The sequence below is a fragment of the Streptomyces lichenis genome (assembly GCF_023218175.1).
GTDB classification, from domain to species: Bacteria; Actinomycetota; Actinomycetes; order Streptomycetales; family Streptomycetaceae; genus Streptomyces; species Streptomyces lichenis.
On sequence record NZ_JALPTH010000002.1, the window covers coordinates 207,578 to 224,624 of the forward strand.

The 17,047-nt window shown below is 71.8% G+C and carries 17 protein-coding genes and 1 pseudogene; 8 read left to right on the forward strand and 10 right to left on the reverse strand.

Annotated features, from left to right (window positions below; genetic code table 11):
- Positions 1-26: 26 nt before the first annotated feature.
- A complete protein-coding gene (locus tag M1O15_RS02625; RefSeq protein WP_248631511.1) occupies positions 27-491 on the reverse strand; it encodes a GNAT family N-acetyltransferase in 465 nt (154 codons plus the stop codon).
- 146 nt (positions 492-637) lie between these two features.
- Positions 638-1,114: a MarR family winged helix-turn-helix transcriptional regulator gene (locus M1O15_RS02630; RefSeq protein WP_248631512.1), complete on the reverse strand. Its 477-nt coding sequence runs from the start codon at positions 1,112-1,114 to the stop codon at positions 638-640.
- Positions 1,115-1,257: 143 nt separating this feature from the next.
- Between M1O15_RS02630 and M1O15_RS02635 the strand changes: the two genes are divergently transcribed.
- The 3 genes from M1O15_RS02635 to M1O15_RS02645 all read left to right on the forward strand — a co-directional run bounded on the left by M1O15_RS02635 (position 1,258) and on the right by M1O15_RS02645 (position 5,616).
- The gene (locus tag M1O15_RS02635; RefSeq protein WP_248631513.1) at positions 1,258-2,484 is read left to right on the forward strand and encodes an MFS transporter; all 1,227 of its coding nucleotides are present in this window, start codon (positions 1,258-1,260) and stop codon (positions 2,482-2,484) included.
- Positions 2,485-2,537: 53 nt separating this feature from the next.
- Positions 2,538-2,966 carry a GlcG/HbpS family heme-binding protein gene (locus M1O15_RS02640; protein WP_248631514.1) on the forward strand — a complete coding sequence of 143 codons (429 nt, stop codon included), beginning with the start codon at positions 2,538-2,540 and terminating at the stop codon, positions 2,964-2,966.
- A 1,093-nt stretch (positions 2,967-4,059) separates the two neighbouring features.
- On the forward strand, positions 4,060-5,616 hold the full coding sequence (locus tag M1O15_RS02645; protein ID WP_372499341.1) for a globin domain-containing protein: 1,557 nt from the start codon (positions 4,060-4,062) through the stop codon (positions 5,614-5,616).
- Between the two features lie 35 nt (positions 5,617-5,651).
- Here M1O15_RS02645 and M1O15_RS02650 read toward each other — a convergent pair whose 3' ends face one another.
- The 4 genes from M1O15_RS02650 to M1O15_RS02665 form a co-directional block, all read right to left on the reverse strand.
- Complete coding sequence (locus tag M1O15_RS02650; RefSeq protein WP_248631515.1) at positions 5,652-6,131, reverse strand: NUDIX domain-containing protein; 480 nt, start codon at positions 6,129-6,131, stop codon at positions 5,652-5,654.
- A 64-nt stretch (positions 6,132-6,195) separates the two neighbouring features.
- Positions 6,196-7,092: a LysR family transcriptional regulator gene (locus tag M1O15_RS02655; protein WP_248631516.1), complete on the reverse strand. Its 897-nt coding sequence runs from the start codon at positions 7,090-7,092 to the stop codon at positions 6,196-6,198.
- A gap of 308 nt (positions 7,093-7,400) precedes the next feature.
- Entirely contained in the window at positions 7,401-8,513 is a 1,113-nt protein-coding gene (locus tag M1O15_RS02660; RefSeq protein ID WP_248631517.1) for a cystathionine gamma-lyase, read from the reverse strand.
- 45 nt (positions 8,514-8,558) lie between these two features.
- Positions 8,559-8,939, reverse strand: a complete 381-nt coding sequence (locus M1O15_RS02665; RefSeq protein ID WP_248631518.1) for a phage holin family protein — start codon at positions 8,937-8,939, stop codon at positions 8,559-8,561.
- 65 nt (positions 8,940-9,004) lie between these two features.
- Between M1O15_RS02665 and M1O15_RS02670 the strand changes: the two genes are divergently transcribed.
- The 4 genes and pseudogenes from M1O15_RS02670 to M1O15_RS02685 all read left to right on the forward strand — a co-directional run bounded on the left by M1O15_RS02670 (position 9,005) and on the right by M1O15_RS02685 (position 11,088).
- Positions 9,005-9,322 (forward strand): cupin domain-containing protein, encoded by a 318-nt coding sequence (locus M1O15_RS02670; protein WP_248631519.1) that lies wholly within the window; start codon positions 9,005-9,007, stop codon positions 9,320-9,322.
- Between the two features lie 347 nt (positions 9,323-9,669).
- Positions 9,670-9,888: a DUF5326 family protein gene (locus tag M1O15_RS02675; protein WP_248631520.1), complete on the forward strand. Its 219-nt coding sequence runs from the start codon at positions 9,670-9,672 to the stop codon at positions 9,886-9,888.
- Between the two features lie 110 nt (positions 9,889-9,998).
- Positions 9,999-10,283: pseudogene (locus tag M1O15_RS02680) on the forward strand (helix-turn-helix domain-containing protein); the annotation flags it as partial.
- 370 nt (positions 10,284-10,653) lie between these two features.
- Positions 10,654-11,088: an SsgA family sporulation/cell division regulator gene (locus M1O15_RS02685; RefSeq protein WP_248631521.1), complete on the forward strand. Its 435-nt coding sequence runs from the start codon at positions 10,654-10,656 to the stop codon at positions 11,086-11,088.
- 35 nt (positions 11,089-11,123) lie between these two features.
- On the opposite strand, the gene M1O15_RS02690 is transcribed toward M1O15_RS02685, so the two are convergent.
- Positions 11,124-12,578: a YibE/F family protein gene (locus M1O15_RS02690; RefSeq protein ID WP_372499337.1), complete on the reverse strand. Its 1,455-nt coding sequence runs from the start codon at positions 12,576-12,578 to the stop codon at positions 11,124-11,126.
- 200 nt (positions 12,579-12,778) lie between these two features.
- Here M1O15_RS02690 and thiC point away from each other — a divergent pair, with 200 nt between their 5' ends.
- Entirely contained in the window at positions 12,779-14,566 is a 1,788-nt protein-coding gene (thiC, locus tag M1O15_RS02695) for a phosphomethylpyrimidine synthase ThiC (protein ID WP_248631523.1), read from the forward strand.
- A 65-nt stretch (positions 14,567-14,631) separates the two neighbouring features.
- Here the strand turns inward: thiC and M1O15_RS02700 are convergent, their stop codons facing one another.
- From M1O15_RS02700 to M1O15_RS02710, 3 genes are all read right to left on the reverse strand, one after another.
- Positions 14,632-14,838: a hypothetical protein gene (locus M1O15_RS02700; RefSeq protein ID WP_248631524.1), complete on the reverse strand. Its 207-nt coding sequence runs from the start codon at positions 14,836-14,838 to the stop codon at positions 14,632-14,634.
- A 65-nt stretch (positions 14,839-14,903) separates the two neighbouring features.
- Complete coding sequence (locus tag M1O15_RS02705; RefSeq protein ID WP_248631525.1) at positions 14,904-15,725, reverse strand: hypothetical protein; 822 nt, start codon at positions 15,723-15,725, stop codon at positions 14,904-14,906.
- Positions 15,726-15,921: 196 nt separating this feature from the next.
- Positions 15,922-16,977 carry a metallophosphoesterase gene (locus M1O15_RS02710; protein WP_282576170.1) on the reverse strand — a complete coding sequence of 352 codons (1,056 nt, stop codon included), beginning with the start codon at positions 16,975-16,977 and terminating at the stop codon, positions 15,922-15,924.
- Between the last annotated feature and the right edge of the window lie 70 nt (positions 16,978-17,047).

The following is a 17,047-nucleotide window of genomic DNA, read 5'->3' on the forward strand; positions in this document are numbered from 1 at the left end:
GAAACATCACCCGCCTCACCGGCACATCAACAGGGGTTCTCCAGCGCCAGCTTGAAGCCCACATGGGAGGCCTCGAAGCCGAGCCGCTGGTAGAAGCGATGAGCGTCGGTGCGGGTGGCGTCCGAGGTGAGCTGGACCAACTGGCAGCCCTGGCGCCGCGACTCGGCCACCGCCCACTCGATGAGCTGGGCGCCCAGACCGCTGCCACGGGCGTCGGCATGTATCCGTACCGCCTCGATGACCGAGCGGAGAGCGCCGCGTCGGGTGAGCCCCGGAATGACAGTGAGTTGCAGCGTCCCGATGACCCGCCGCTCTCGGACGGCGACCACCAACTGCTGGGCGGGGTCCTTCGCCAGGCGCTCGAACGCGGTGGTGTACGGGGTGAGGTCCTCGGGCGACTCACGCTGGGCGCCCAGGGGGTCGTCCGCCAGCATCGCCACGATGTCCGGCAGGTCGGAACGGCGGGCCGGCCTGATCTCAAGATCGCTCATAGGCGGAGCGTACGCCCGGCCCAGCAGGGCCCACCGAGTCCGCCCGGCCAGGAGGCTTCCACCGGAATCACCCGGCCCAGGAGAACCCACCGAGCGTGCCTGCGTCACCCCCACAGGGCCGAGCGGGTCGTGCCCACCGGGACCGGTCAGACCGTGGCGGTGGGGACGGCCGGGGCGTTGAGTCCCTCCACGGCCCTGACCAGCGGGGCCAGCTCCGGGTTCCGGGCTGCCTCGTCCAGGGCCTCCCGCAGGGCCGCCGTGTTGGTGGGGCGGGCTTCGGCGAGCAGGGCGAGCCCGGAGTCGGTGACATCGGTGTAGATGCCGCGCCGGTCGGTGTCGCAGAGGTACCGGGTGAGCAGGCCCCGGTCCTCCAGCCGGGTCACCAGCCGGGTGGTCGCGCTCTGGCTGAGCACCACGGCATCGGCCACCTGCTTCATCTGGAGGTGCCCCCCCGGTCCGCTGTGCTGGCGGCTGAGCACCTCCAGGAGCGAGTACTCGCGCACGCTCAGGCCGTGCGCGGCCTCCAGCGCCCGCTCGATATGCGCCTCGATCCTCCCGTGCAGCAGGGAGAGGGCGCACCAGCCCTGGGAGAGGGCGGTGAGCGCCGGATCTGTCGCTGTCATCTCTGTCTCTCCTCCGTCGGGAGCGGCCGCGTCCTCCCAGGATAGACGACTACTGCAATAGCCCGCGTTTGCATTTATGGCGCGTCTGCAATTATTGTGGTCGCTCGTAAGGCGCAGTCGCAACCTATGGAAGGTGTTTCCCCATGCCGCTCGCGCTCCTCGCCCTGGCCATCGGGGCCTTCGGTATCGGAACCACCGAGTTCGTGATCATGGGCCTGCTGCCGCAGGTCGCGGCGGACTACCAGGTGTCGATTCCCACCGCCGGCTTCCTCGTCAGTGGCTATGCCATCGGCGTGGTCCTCGGCGCCCCGCTGATGACCGCACTGGGCACCCGTATCTCCCGGAAGCGCATGCTGATGCTGCTGATGGGGCTGTTCATCGCCGGCAACCTGCTGTCCGCCCTGGCACCCGCCTTCGGCATGATGCTGACGGGCCGGGTGGTCGCCTCCCTCGCCCATGGCGCGTTCTTCGGTATCGGCGCGATCGTGGCCGCCGACCTGGTGGCACCCGAGAAGAAGGCCGGCGCCATCGCCATGATGTTCACCGGGCTCACCGTCGCCAATGTGGTCGGCGTACCGGCCGGAACCTTCATCGGGCAGGCCGCCGGCTGGCGGGTCACCTTCTTCGCCGTCGCCGCCCTGGGTGTGCTCGGCCTGCTGGGCGTCGCCAAGCTGGTCCCCGAGCAGCCCAAGGCCGAGGGCGCCCGGCTGAGCCAGGAGCTCGCCGCCTTCCGCAATGTGCAGGTGCTGCTCGCCATGGCGATGACGGTCCTCGGGTTCGGCGGGGTCTTCGCCGCCGTCACCTACATCACCCCGATGATGACCGAGGCCGCCGGCTTCGCCGAGTCCTCCGTGACCTGGCTGCTCGTCCTCTTCGGTGTCGGCATGGTCGTGGGCAACCTCATCGGCGGCAGGTTCGCCGACCGCCGGCTGATGCCCATGCTCTTCGTCTCGCTGTCCGCGCTGGCCCTGACGCTCGCCGCGTTCACCTTCACCGCGGACAACAAGATCGCGGCCGCCGTGACCGTCACACTGATCGGCGCCTTCGGCTTCGCGACCGTTCCGCCCCTCCAGAAGCGCGTCCTCGACCAGGCGGCCGCCGCACCCACGCTCGCCTCCGCCATGAACATCGGCGCCTTCAACCTGGGCAACGCCATCGCCGCCTGGCTCGGCGGCATGGTGATCGCGGCCGGCTTCGGTATCACCGCCCCCAACTGGGTGGGCGCACTGCTGGCCGTCGCCGCCCTGGGGCTGGCCGTCCTCTCCGCGGCGCTGGAGCGCGGTCAGTCCCGGCGGACCGAACACACCGCGGACGCCGTCCTCCCCACGCCCGCCCCGGAGCAGGCCGCCGTCCCGGTCGGCCGCCACTGACTGCCGGACTTCACCAGACCCTCCCCCGCCCCACCCCCATCGAGGAGACCCCCGTGACCGCCGCAACCACCATCGCCGCCGCCCCGTTGAGCACCCAGGACGCCGAGGCTCTGCTCGACGCCGCCCGCCGGGCCGCCGCAGCCGCCGGAGTCACCGTCGCGGTGACCGTCCTGGACGCCGGGGGTCATTTGCTGGCCTTCCGCCGCGACGACCGCGCCGTGCTGATCGCCGGCGAGACCAGCACCCGCAAGGCGTACACCGCCCTCCAGCTCAACGCGCCGACCGCCGACCTCGTCGACGCGGTCCAGCCGGGCGGACCGTTCCACACCCTGCCGACCGCTCTGGACCGACCGCTGCTCTTCATCGCGGGCGGCGTCCCGGTCCACCGCGACGGGCGGCTGATCGGTTCGATCGGTGTGGGTGGCGGAGCCCCCGAGCAGGACCACGACTTCGCCGTGGAGGCGGTACGGGCGCTGAGCTAGCCGGGTGCGGAGACCCCGCCCGGTCCAGAACTCGCCCCATTCCACGCAGACGCCGTCCCCCAGCCGATCCGGCTGGGGGACGGCGATGTTTCACGTGAAACATCGCCGCCTGCCGAGCGGCCGAGCGAAAGTGAAGATCAGGAACCGACTCTGTGCAGAGTTCGCGAGAGAGGTGGACGCCCAGGGCAGACACGGTGGTTCGATGTCCGACGCGGTGATCTCTGCAACTGCTGCCGACCGGGCGCGAGGCGCGGGGCGAGAAGCGCGGAGCAACGCGTGTCCGCGCGCTGGGCATGCCCTCGCGCGCGCACGCCCCACCACGGAGAGGCCCGAGGAACTGACGAGACCACACCGCGCGTCCCAGGACATGACGGTCACGCAGCCTAACGAAAACCGAGGCGGATTACCGGACTTTCCACGCTCACGCCGATGAGAGCGCGGCGGCTGTCATGCTGCGACCACGGCCACCGTGGCCGGTCGGCCACCCCACCCTCACGCGGGCCCGAACGACGGGCTCGGGTGAGTTGTGCGCTCGGGCGTTACCGTGGGCGAGCGACAGGCAGTGATCACCAGGCAGCAACGGCGAACTGAGGCACCCTCCCACCGGGTGCGGCAGACCGACCGAAAGATGTTCGAGGCGAGGCACTCTATGGACGCTCCGACCACCACGTCGGCCGACAACGGCACCGCGGGCGACAGCGGTGGGGGAGCCGGCTGGTTCACCCCGCGCACGCCCGTGAACGGTCCGTCGGACCAGGACACCGTGGACTCCGCCCGCCCCGGGGCATCTCGTCCCGAAGGCGCCGGCGCGTATGACGCCGCCGCACAGGAGCGGCCGTCGGCCGGTCGCCGCCCGCTGACCTCCATACGCATGGTGGGCAACGGTGCCTCCCGTACGCCCGCCCCCGGGACCGCCGCCACCCAGCCTCCGCCGGACCGTCCCCACCCGGGCTCGCAGCTGGCCCACCCCTCGCACGCCGGGCCCTCCTCCACGCCAGCGGCCGACGCGCCCGCCCCGGGTGCCGCCGACGCGGTCACCGAGGCCCCCGCGGCCCCCCGGCCCCGTACGGCACCCGCCCCCGTACCGCCTCCGGTGGACGGCACCGGGCCCCAGCCCTCCCCCTACCGGCGCGCCCCGGAACCGGAGCCCACGCACGCCCATGCGGCGGCCCCCGACCTCGCGCCACCGCCCGGCCCCGGCCGTACCGATGTCCAGCCGGCCCCCTGGCCCCCCGCCGAGCCCCCGACCGCGGACCCTGCGCCCTTCGTCCCGGGCCCGAACGGTGCCTCCATCAGCGCCCCGCTGCCACCTGCCGCCCCCGTCGCCACCGCGCCCACCGGCCCCAGCCCCGCCGCTCCGCCCGCCCCGCCCACCGCGAGCCGATCCGTCCGGGAGTCCGAAGCGGCCCCTTCCCCGCAGCCACCGGCACCGGAACCGCAAGCACCGGCATCGGCACCGGAACTGCAAGCCCCTGCACCGGAACCGCAGGCAGCGCAGCCGCAGCCACAACCCCAGGCGCCGGAGACGCGGGAGAGCCCGGCGTCGCCCGACGCCCGGCTGGTCCGCCGCACCCTGGGCGAGATCGGGCCCGTCGCCGACAAGGTCACCGCCTACTTCTACGCGCTCCTCTTCACCCGCCACCCGGAGCTGCGCGGGCTCTTCCCGGCGGCCATGGACACCCAGCGCGACCGGCTGCTGAAGGCCCTGCTCACGGCGGCCGAGCACATGGACGACGCCACGGTGCTCACCGAGTACCTCCAGCACCTGGGCCGGGGGCACCGCAAGTACGGGACCGAGCCCGGGCACTACCCGGCCGTCGGCGAGGCCCTGATCGGCGCGCTGACCCGGTACGCCACCACCACCTGGGACAAGGAGACCGAGGCGGCCTGGGTCCGGACCTACACCACGATCTCCCAGATCATGATCGACGCCGCCGCCGAGGACGAGCGGCGCGCGCCCGCCTGGTGGCACGGCGAGGTGGTCTCGCACGAGCTGCGGACTCCCGACATCGCGGTGCTCACCGTCCGCCCCGACCAGCCGTACCCCTTCCTCGCCGGGCAGTACACCAGCCTGGAGACCCCCTGGTGGCCTCGGGTCTGGCGGCACTACTCGTTCGCCTCCGCGCCCCGGCCGGACGGTCTGCTCAGCTTCCATGTGAAGGCGGTGCCGGCCGGCTGGGTGTCCAACGCCCTGGTCCACCACGCCCGGCCCGGCGACGTACTGCGCCTCGGCCCGCCGGCCGGTTCGATGACCGTGGACCACACCACCGACAACGGTCTGCTGTGCCTGGGCGGCGGCACCGGGATAGCCCCGATCAAGGCCCTGGTCGAGGATGTGGCCGAGCGCGGGGTGCGCCGGCCCGTCGAGGTCTTCTACGGCGCCCGCACCGACCACGACCTCTATGACATCGACACCATGCTGCGGTTGCGGCAGAGCCACCCGTGGCTCCAGGTGCGGGCGATCGTGGACCGCAGCACCCAGCTTCCCGAGCTGGTCCGCGAGTACGGGCCGTGGAACGAGTACGACGCCTATCTCTCCGGGCCGCCCGGGATGATCCGCAGAGGGGTCGACGCGCTGCGGGGCGTCGGGGTGCCTTCCGAGCGCATCCGCCACGACGCCCTGGACGAGCTCGTCGCCGCGGCCGGCTGAGCGCCGCGTGGCGGGCAACCCGGGATCGGCGGGCGTCAGCCCAGGTCGGGGGCGTGCATCGCGCGTACGCCCTCGATGTTGCCGTCCAGGTAGTGCCGCAGCGACAGCGGCACCAGGTGGACCGCGGCGATGCCGACCCGGCTGAACGGCACCCGGACGATCTCGTACTCGCCCTCCGGCTGCTCGACCTCCGGACCGTGCCGCAGCGACGGGTCCATGGACTCCAGCCGGCAGACGAAGAAGTGCTGCACCTTGACGCCGGAGACCCCGCCGTCCTCGATGTGCTCCACGGTGTCCACGAAACACGGGACCACGTCGGTGATCTTGGCGCCGAGCTCCTCGTCCACCTCGCGGTGCAGGGCGTCGACCACCGTCGCGTCCGAGGGCTCCACCCCGCCGCCCGGGGTGAGCCAGTACGGGTCCATACCGGGCTTGGTGCGTTTGATCAGGACGAGCTCGTCACCGTCGAGCAGGACGGCACGGGCGGTGCGCTTGACCACGGGACGTTCGGTCATGGCTTGAAGATGGCCCGGCCGGGCACCTCCGAAACCCCGTGGACCGCCCCGCCGCCCCGAGGCCTCACCACGCCGCGGCGGCCCGTAGCAGCGACTCATGGGCGCGGGCGATGTGCGGCAGCGACAGGGTGCCGGCGCGGACCGCCAGGAAGTACGTCCGCAGCGGCGGCACCGGAGGGTCGAGCAGGGCCACCAGCCGCCCGGCGGCGAGGGCGTCCTCGCACAGGTAGCGGGGCAGTACCGCGAGCCCGGCCCCGGCGGCCGCCGTCTCCAGGACGGCCCGCAGATCCGGTGCGATCACGGTGGCGGCAGCGGCCGGCTGCGACTCGAACACCGCGGCCCAGTAGCGGGTGACGAACGGCAGCGACTCATGCACCTCCACCACCGGCAGCTGCTCCAGCACCACCGCGCCCTTGCGCAGCAGCACATCCGGGGCCAGCCGGGCGGCCCACCGCGGCGAGGCCACCAGCACCTGCTCCTCGTCGCAGAGCGGGGTCGAGGTGAGCAGCCCCCCGCGGGGGCGGGCCGTGGTGACGGCCAGGTCGTGGTGGCCCGCAGCGAGCCCCTCGAAGACCTCGGAGGCCACCGAGGTGAGCGCGGTGCGCAGGGCGAGCCCCTGGGAGACCAGCGTGGTGAGGGCCGGCAGGGCCCGCAGCGAGGTGAACTCGGGCGGCCCGGCGAGGTGCAGCGTCCGTACGGTCGAGGCCTCGTCCAGCCCCGCCTCGGTGATCTCCACCAGGGCGTCCAGATGGGGCGCGGCGCGGTGCGCAAGCTCGTCGCCGATGGTGGTCGGGGTGACACCGCGGGCCTGGCGCAGGAAGAGCGGGCGGCCGAGCTGCCGCTCCAGCGTCCGGATCTGGCTGGTCACCGCCGGCTGCGAGAGGCCGAGGAGGGCGGCGGCACGGGTGAAGGAACCGGCCCGGTGCACCGTGACGAAGGTGCGCAGCAAGGCCAGATCCATGCCCTTCCCTCTCTCCGCGGTCCGTGGGGGCGACCCGGTCGTATCCGTCTGATGGTGGCTCAGAGTTCCCTCTCACTATAAATATGTCGATAGGTCTCTGTCGCTACCGTGATTGGACACTGACGCACAGTCAACTAGCCTTGTACAGGCGGTTTGCCGGTGACCACCGGCGGGGCCGCGGCAGCCAGGGCGGTCCGAGCCACGAGGGGGGAGGCTCGGACCGCCCTCCGCGTACCGCCATGGCCGGATCGCGTCGGCCCGGCGGAAAGGGGCGGCGAAGAGGGGTGGCGGTCCCTCCGCGGCCGAGGTCAGGCCTCCAGCGCCCGTAGGACGTCCGCCACCAGGTCGGCGGGGTCCTCCGCGCCGACGGAGAAGCGGATGAAGCCCTCCGGCACCGCGTCCCCGCCCCAGCGACCGCGCCGCTCCGCCGTGGAGCGCACCCCGCCGAAGCTGGTGGCGTCCTCGGCCAGCCGCAGCGCGGCCAGGAAGCGCTCCGCCCGCTCGCGGTCCGCCAGCACGAAGGACACCACCGAGCCGAAGCGCCGCATCTGCGCGGACGCCACCCGGTGCGAGGGGTCGGTGGGCAGTCCCGGATAGCGCAGACCGGACACCTCCGGCCGGGCGGCCAGTGCCTCGGCGAGCGCCAGCGCGGTGCCGCACTGCCGGTCCACCCGCAACTGGAGGGTGGCCAGCGAGCGGTGGGCGAGCCATGCCTCCATCGGCCCCGCGATCGCTCCGACGATCTTGCGCCAGCGCCGTACCGATGCCGCCACTGCCGGATCCGTGCAGGTCACATAGCCGAGCAGGAGGTCACCGTGGCCGGTCAGCCCCTTGGTTCCGCTGGCCACCGAGAGATCCGCGCCCAGCTCCAGCGGCCGCTGGCCGAGCGGCGTGGCGAGGGTGTTGTCCACGGCCACCAGCGCCCCCTGGGCATGCGCGGCCTTCACCAGCCGCCGCACATCGCAGACGTCGAGCCCCGGGTTGGACGGCGTCTCGATCCACAGCAGCCGGGCCCCCTCCAGCACGTCGAGCTGGGCGTCGCCGCCGGTCGGCGCGGTGCGTACCTCGATCCCGTACGCCTCCAACTGCTCCCGCACCAGCGGCAGCGCCTGATAGCCGTCGGACGGCAGCACCACCGCGTCACCGGCTCGCAGCTGCGAGAAGAGCACGGCCGAGATCGCCGCCATGCCCGAGGCGAAGACCAGGGTCTCCACCTCCGCCCCGGGCGCCTCCAGTTCGCCGATCGCCCGCTCCAGATGGGTCCAGGTGGGATTGTCGTCCCGGCCGTAGGTGTACGGGCCGGTCGGCTCCCCGGGCAGGTGGTAGTGGGCGGCGAACACCGGCCCGGGCAGCGTGGGCTCGTACGCGGTCGGCTCGGGCAGTCCGGCGCGGACCGCCCTGGTCCCGTCGCCCCAGGTCATAGGAAACGCTCCTTCGTCTGTCTCGGTTCGGGTCCGGCGGTGAGGTCAGTCCCGGCTGTCCGGCAGGACCAGGTTGAGCCCCCAGGACACCACGGAGATGATCAGTCCGCCCAGCACGGCCGTCCAGAAGCCCTCCACATGGAAGCTCAGGTCCAGCTTGTCGGCGAGCCAGGAGGTGAGCAGCAGCATCAGGGCGTTCACGACCAGGGTGAACAGGCCGAGCGTGAGCACGTACAGCGGCAGCGTGAGCAGCCTGACCAACGGCTTCACCAGGACGTTGACCACGCCGAACACCAGCGCCACCAGCACCAGCGTCCACGCCTTCCTGCCGGTGCTGTCCCCGGTCAGCGTGATGTCGGCGAGCAGCCAGATCGCCACGGCCAGCGCGGCGGCGTTCGCGATCGTCTTGACGAGGAAATTCATCATGTGTCTGATCGTGGCAGACAGGTCGTGGCGGACACGATCGGACCGAGTGCAGGGGCGAGCGGGCGATGAAGGCATTCCGACTGGACGAGCTGGAGGCGGAACGCGCCGCCAACGACGGCGCCTACCTGCAGTTCCTGCGGGAGCGGAACATGTCGGTCGGGCTCTACGCGCTCGACGCGGGACAGCTCGACCCGCAGCAACCGCACCGCGAGGACGAGGTGTACGTCGTCGTCAGCGGCCGCGCCGCGATCACCGTGGGCACCGAGACGACCTCGGTGGGACGGGGCAGCGTGGTGTACGTGCCGGCCGGCGTGCCGCACAAGTTCCACCACATCAGCGAGGACCTGCGGGTCCTGGTGGTCTTCTCCCCGCCGGAGAGCTGAGGCCCCGGGGCGTACGGGGGAGGCCGGGCCCCTGAAGCCTGAGGCCCCGGGGCATACGGGGAGCCTGGGTCCCTGAAGCCTGAGGCCCGCAGCGTACGGGGAGCCCGGGTCCCCGAGGGCCCGGGCGCGAGCCTCCCGGGAGCCGGAGCCCCTGAGTCCGGCGGGCCCTGATCTCCGGGTTCCCTAGGGGACGGATCAGGGCAGAGCCCGGGCCGCCGACCGCCCCGGCGCGGGGATCCGGCTTCTAGCATCGAAGGCGTCCGGGCTTTCGATCCGGAGACCGGGGATCCGGAGACCGGGGATCCCTGGACCGGGAGCGGCCCGGGTGCGACGAGGAGGAGAAGACGATGGCGGTACGGGAAGTGCTCGCGGGGATGCCCTGGTGGGTGAAGTGGATCGCCATACCGCTGATCGCGCTGTTCGTGTTCGGCGGCCTGATCGGCGCGGTGCTCGCCTTCGTCGCCGAACTGCTCTTCAAGGTGCTGCTGTTCGTCGCCCTGGTCGGCGGACTGGTCTATCTGGTACGCCGGTTCACGTCCTCGTCATCCTCCGACGGCGGCTGGTGACGCCTGTGTGCGGACGTTAGCTCGCGCGGGGGAACCGTCCGGTACGGCCACGCCCCTCGGCGGAGGCTCCCACTACAGTGGCGAGCCTCCGCCGCTTCGATGGGTGACCCATGGCCACGGCACCAGGCTCGACGGGGCATGTCCCCACCCTCATCGGCTCTGTCCAGCGGGCCCTGCGGCTCCTGGAGGCGGTGGGCGCGCACCACGGCGGCGCCCCCGCCAAGCAGCTGGCCCGGGAGACCGGCCTGCCCCTGGCGACCGCCTACCACCTGCTGCGCACCCTGGTCCACGAGGGCTATCTCCGCAGGGACCAGGGCCTGTTCCTGCTCGGTGAGGCCGCCCATCGGTTGGCGGCCGACGGTGCGATGCAGAATCGTCGCGGCAAGATCGCGGACATGGAACCGCCCCCGCCCCGGCCCTGTCCCTGCGCCCGCTCCCGCGCCTGCCCCCGCTCCTCGGCCTGCCCGTGATCCGGGCTTCCAAGATCCGGGCTTCCGATCCGCGCCTTCGTGAACCGCGCTGCCGCGGACGGCGGCCCGCGCCGGTCGGCCGCGGCACCTGCGGATGGCCGGAATCCCACGTTCGGGTTCTCTATCAGTATCTGAAATAACACGCCTTGTGATCACCCGGTGCTTACTGGACGATGGCGGGACCAGAGCCGGTGCGGGCACGAGCCCGTCTCACCGGCCCTTTCCCGTTCCCCGGCCGCGCGTCTCCGGTACGCGCCGCCGTCCGCCACCCGGTCCATCCACTGCGGGGTACACGATGAGCGAGTCGGTCAAGGCCGAAGTCCTGATGAGCTTCGTCGTCACCGAGGAGCTGTCCTTCCGGATCCCGGTCGAGCTGGGGTACGAGGCGTCGGACCCCTTCGCCGTCCGGCTGACCTTCCATCTGCCCGGCGATGCGCCGGTGAGCTGGTCCTTCGGCCGGGAGCTGCTGCTCGACGGCCTCAATGTGCCGTCCGGGGAGGGCGATGTGCACATTGCGCCGGCCGGCCCGGGCGAGGTGTCCGATGTGCTGCTGCGGCTCCAGGTGGCCGGTGAGCGCGCCCTGTTCCGCTCCAGCGCCCCTCCGCTGGTCGCCTTCCTGGACCGGACCGACAGGCTCGTCCCGCTCGGCCAGGAGTCGGCGCTGGGCACGCCGGCCGACAGCCTGGACGCGGTGCTCGGCAGAATCCTCGCCGAGGAGAACGCCGGCTGAGCCGCGCGGGGACGCCTTCCGGAGACCCCCAGGGCCTACCGCTTGCGCCGCCGGCCGCGTCCACCGCGTCCGGTGGCCGGTGCCGGGGCGCCGTCCGACGGGCGGTCGGCCGAGACCACCAGCGCGGCCAGCGCCGTGGTCACCGGCACCGAGGCCACCAGCCCGATCGACCCCACCAGGGTCCGTACGATCTCCTCGGCCACCAGTTCGCTGTTGGCCACCGTCCCCACACTGCTCTGCGCGATGGAGAACAGCAGCAGCAGCGGCAGCGCCGCACCCGCGTACGCCAGCACCAGGGTGTTGACCACCGAGGCGATGTGGTCCCGGCCGATGCGGATACCCGCCCGGTACAGGGCCCGCGGCCCCATCCGCGGGTCGGCCTGCTTCAGCTCCCACACCGCGGAGGTCTGGGTCACCGTCACATCGTCCAGCACACCCAGCGATCCGATGATGACCCCCGCCAGCAGCAGACCGGACATGTCGATGTCCGGGTAGAGGCCGTGGATGAGCCCGGTGTTGTCATCGGTGTTCCCGGTGAGCGAGGCCCAGCCGATGAACAGCGAGCCGAGCAGGCCGATCAGCAGCAGCGAGACCAGTGTCCCGAGCACCGCCACCGAGGTGCGGGCGTTCAGCCCGTGGCAGCTGTAGAGCGCGATCAGCATGATGGCGCTCGCCCCGATCACGGCGACCAGCAGCGGGTTCGAACCCTGGAGGATGGCCGGCAGGATGAACAGGGTGAGCACCGCGAAGCTCACCGCCAGGGCGACCAGCGCCATCACCCCGCGCAGCCGCCCGACCGCCACCACCGCCAGCGCGAAGATGCCCGCCAGCAGGGCCATCGGCAGGGTGCGGTCCACATCGGTGACGGAGTACTGCAGGTCCCGCGGGGCGTCCGGCGCGTACGCCACCACCACGCCCTGCCCGTTGTCGAGTTGCCGGGTGGCGTCGGGCTGGACGATCTCGACGAACCTGCGGCCGCGGTCGTCGCCGCTGGTGACCTCGACCGTGGCCTTGGTGCACTGCCCCTGCTGGGCGGCGGCAGCCTCACGGCCCTCGGGCGTCGTGGGGTTCTCGGTCGGCGGCACCTGCGCGGCGTTGACGTCCCGGCAGTCGACCTTCTCGATCCGCACCACCTCGCCCTGCTCGGTCTGCCGGTCGAAACCGACCCCGGTCCGCTCGTGTGCGGGGGCGCCGCCCGGCCACAGCACCGCGAGCCCCACCAGCACCGCGGTGGCGAACGGGATGAGCACCGCCGCGATGACCTTGCGCAGATGCTTCGACACCGGGGTCGCGGGCCCGTGCACATGACTGTGGCCGTGGCTGTGCGCATGCCCCCCGCCGGGACCCTGGCCATGGCCCTGACCAGGGCCGCGGTCGCCGGGGCGGCCGCCGTGACCACGGTCGTCCACGGGCCCGGACGACTGCCCGGGAGGCTGCTCCGGCTGGTGCCGGTGTCCGTCGGGATCGGGGAACCGCTGCGAGGAAGTCACCGCCCGATCATCGCAAGAACGACGGGGCCCTCTGTTCATTGCGGCGAGGTGGGCGCTAGCGTGGTGGGCGCATTTGCACACGCGGGAGCTCGGAGCACCGGGCTGAGAGGGCGCTGACATCCGTACGAGGCGTACGGAGGCCGCTGCGTCGACCGCCGAACCTGTTACCGGGTAATGCCGGCGTAGGGAGATAGGTCACCATGACCGTTCAGGACGCACGCACGCCTGCCTCCGAGCAGAACGACGAGGCCGGGAAGTCCATCGGCTGGCACAAGGGGTACGTCGAGGGTTCCCGCCCCGACCTCCGGGTGCCGGTCCGCAAGGTGCACCTCACCAACGGCAAGGACGTGACGCTCTACGACACGTCAGGTCCGTACACCGATCCGCAGGTCGAGACCGACGTCCGCCGCGGACTGCCCCCGCTGCGGGAGAACTGGATCATCGCCCGCGGCGACACCCAGGAGTACGCGGGCCGCCCGGTCCGCCCCGAGGACGACGGCATCAAGCACACCTCGCCGCGCGGCGGGCTGCGCAACCTGGACGCCGTCTTCCCCGGCCGCCCGCGCCAGCCGCGCCGGGGCCGGGACGGTCAGGCGGTCACCCAGCTCGCCTACGCCCGCCGTGGCGAGATCACTCCGGAGATGGAGTACGTCGCCATCCGCGAGAACGTCTCCCCCGAGGTGGTCCGCGAGGAGGTCGCCGCCGGACGCGCGGTGCTCCCGGCCAACGTCAACCACCCGGAGATCGAGCCGATGATCATCGGCAAGCGGTTCCTGGTGAAGGTCAACGCCAACATCGGCAACTCCGCCGTGACCTCCTCCATCGAGGAGGAGGTGGAGAAGATGACCTGGGCCACCCGCTGGGGCGCCGACACGGTCATGGACCTCTCCACCGGCCGCAACATCCACACCACCCGCGAGTGGGTGCTGCGCAACTCGCCGGTGCCGATCGGCACGGTGCCGCTGTACCAGGCGCTGGAGAAGGTCGACGGCAAGGCCGAGGAGCTGACCTGGGAGATCTACAAGGACACCGTCATCGAGCAGGCCGAGCAGGGCGTCGACTACATGACGGTCCATGCCGGGGTGCTGCTGCGGTATGTGCCGCTCACCGCGCGCCGCAAGACCGGCATCGTCTCCCGCGGCGGCTCGATCATGGCGGCCTGGTGCCTGGCGCACCACAAGGAGTCGTTCCTCTACGAGAACTTCGAGGAGCTCTGCGACATCCTCGCCTCCTACGACGTCACCTACTCCCTCGGTGACGGGCTGCGTCCCGGTTCGATCGCGGACGCCAACGACGAGGCCCAGTTCGCCGAGCTGCGCACGCTCGGCGAGCTGAACTCGATCGCCAAGCGCCACAACGTCCAGACCATGATCGAGGGCCCGGGCCATGTCCCGATGCACAAGATCAAGGAGAACATCGACCTCCAGCAGGAGATCTGCGAGGAGGCCCCGTTCTACACCCTGGGCCCGCTCACCACCGATGTCGCCCCGGCGTACGACCACATCACCTCCGGCATCGGCGCGGCCATGATCGCCTGGTGGGGCACCGCGATGCTCTGCTACGTCACGCCCAAGGAGCACCTGGGCCTGCCCAACCGGGACGATGTGAAGACCGGCGTCATCACCTACAAGATCGCCGCCCACGCCGCCGACCTGGCCAAGGGGCACCCCGGCGCCCAGGAGTGGGACGACGCCCTGTCGGACGCCCGGTTCGAGTTCCGCTGGGAGGACCAGTTCAACCTGGCGCTCGACCCGGACACCGCCCGGGAGTTCCACGACGAGACGCTGCCCGCGGAGCCGGCCAAGACCGCCCACTTCTGCTCCATGTGCGGGCCGAAGTTCTGCTCGATGAAGATCAGCAGGAGCATCACCGAGCAGTTCGGCGGTGGCGCGCCGCTGAGCGACGACGAGGCCATGGCCGGAATGATGGAGAAGTCCGCCGAGTTCGCGGCGCGCGGGAAGCGGCTCTACCTCCCCATCGCCGACTGATCCGTTCGGTACAGCGGCCCCGGAGTCGATGTTTCACGTGAAACATCGACTCCGGGGCCGCTGGTTCAGTGCGTCGCCAGCCAGCCGATACCCGCGGCGCAGACCAGGCCGGCGCAGGCGAGGGCCGCGGGACGGTGCCGTCGCAGGGCCTGACCGACCAGCAGAGCGGTGAGCAGTACGGCGGTGGTGCCGATCGCTCCGGGCAGCAGTCCGTTGCTGTAACCGAGCTCGCGCCCCTCGTCGGCCAGCCATACCAGCCACGCGAACCTCATGCGCTCATCTTCCTTTGTCCGGGAGTGGTTTCACGTGAAACCTACCGACCCGGCGCACCCGGGAGTCAGTCGGGCCGGTGCTCCGGGCCGCCGAAGTCCGGACTGGTGAAGTCGGGGCTGGTGAAGGCCGGACGGGAGCCGGACGAGCCCTCCCGGGGACTGGAGAACTCCGGCCCGCTGTAGCCGACCTTGGGGATGCGGCTGACGGGACGGGGCGGCGCGCCGGAGGCCGGATCGGCGCTCGGATCGGCCAGGGCGGTGCGCAGGAAGGGCAGCAGCCCGCGCTCCAGCAGCGCGTGCAGCCAGGCCTCCCGGGCCCGGGCGACCTCCTCGGGCAGCTCACCGCCCGGCTGCTGGGCCGGGACCTGGGTGGAGCTGTTGCGCACGGCGGTGATCAGCAGGGCGACGGCCGCGGCCAGGATGCCGGCGGCCATCACGGCGGCGAAGAACCAGCCCGCCGTGACCAGGGACTCGGCGAACGAGGGCACCGCGTCGAACACCTTCAGCACGGACCCGGTCAGCAGGAAGATGACCGCCGCCGTCCCGGCGAGCACCGGGGCCAGCACGGTGACCATCACCCCCAGGCCGGCGCCGGGGCCGTCATCGGGATCGGCGCCCGGCTGGAGGACGGAGCTGATCGCGGCCAGCCCGGTCGGTGCGCGGGCTTCCTCCCGGACCCGGACATAGTGGTCGTACTCCGAGGCGGCAGCCGAGCAGATCAGCGCGATCGCGCCCATGGCCATGGTGCGCAGCTGCTCGGAGTTGAGCCGCTGTCCGATCCCGGAGAGGTCCGGACGGTCGTGCGCGGTGCGCAGTGTCTCGTCGAGGAGGCGGTCGAACTCGACGCGGTCCTCGGCCGGCAGACGCGGAGCCTTGCTCATGTGCATTCATCCCCCGATGCTCCGTAGGGCCTGCGTGCCCGAGCGGACCGGGCAGTCGGGCAGAAACGGAGGAGAGCCTGCTACGGAAATTCCGATGGTAGAGCCGTAGCGGCCGGAGGTGACAGGGAATTAGCCGAAATCGCTGCGTCCGGTTGCTCTCAGTGGACCGGTCACCCAGCCGACCGGTCGCCCGGTCGACCCGTCAGTTGAGCAGCGGGAGTTGGACGACCAGCAGCTTGCCGGCCATGGTCACCCCGCCGTCCATGGCGATGGCCAGGCCGTCGGCGTACACATGCGGACCCTCGATGACCGGGCCGCTGCCCTCGTCGTCCTCGGAGCCCACCTCGCCCAGCAGATAGGGGATGGGGCTGTGACCGTGGACCACGCGCTGACCGCCGTAGGCGGCCATCAGCTCCTGTGCGGCCATCGTGCCGCCCTCGTCCCGGAAGGCGAAGCGCTTGGTGAGCTTGCGGAACAACTCCCAGCACTCGTCGGCGTCATTGCGGGTGATCACGGAGTGGACGGTGTCGTTCACGTCCTCGATGGTGTCGCCGTAATCCAGGTAGGCGGTGGTGTCGGAGTGCACCAGGAGGTGGCCGTCCTCCTCCACCACCGCGTCCAGCCGGGACATCCACTGCAGATGGACGTCCTGGAGGCGGTCCATATCGCTCTTCTGGCCGCCGTTGAGCAGCCAGGCGGCCTGGAAGGTGGCCGTCCCGGCGCCGGAGTTCACCGGGGTGTCGCCGAAGCGCTTGGCGCCGAGCAGCAGCAGCTCGTGGTTGCCCATGAGCGCCTTGCAGTAGCCGCCGGCGGCGGCGGCCTCGGCGGACAGCCGCATGACCAGGTCGATCACACCGATGCCGTCGGGGCCGCGGTCGGTGAAGTCGCCGAGGAACCACAGCCGGGCGTTCCCGGCGGCCCAGCGCCCCTCGTCGTCGATGAGGCCCTCGGCGCGCAGGGCCGCGAGCAGCTCGTCCAGATAGCCGTGGACATCGCCGACCACATACAGCGGGCCGGGCCCGCCGTTGCCCGGCTCGGGCGCCGGGGCGGACTGGGGGTCGACGGACACCTGGACCGTGTCGCCGCGGTTGATCACCGGCAGATCCCGCTCGGTGGGGGTGTAGCCCTCGGGCACCGCGCCCTCGGGGAAGGCGTTGCCGGGGTGCCCCTGCACGGGCACCTGGGCGTACGGAGGTACACGGAAGTCGCGCAACGTATCCGTCCGCACCACGGGTCCTTGACCGGCCCCCTGAGTCATCGACCCCTCCACCACCGTCGCCACGCCCTGCACCTGGCGGACCTGCCTGGTCGAGGCGGTCCGCGGTGTC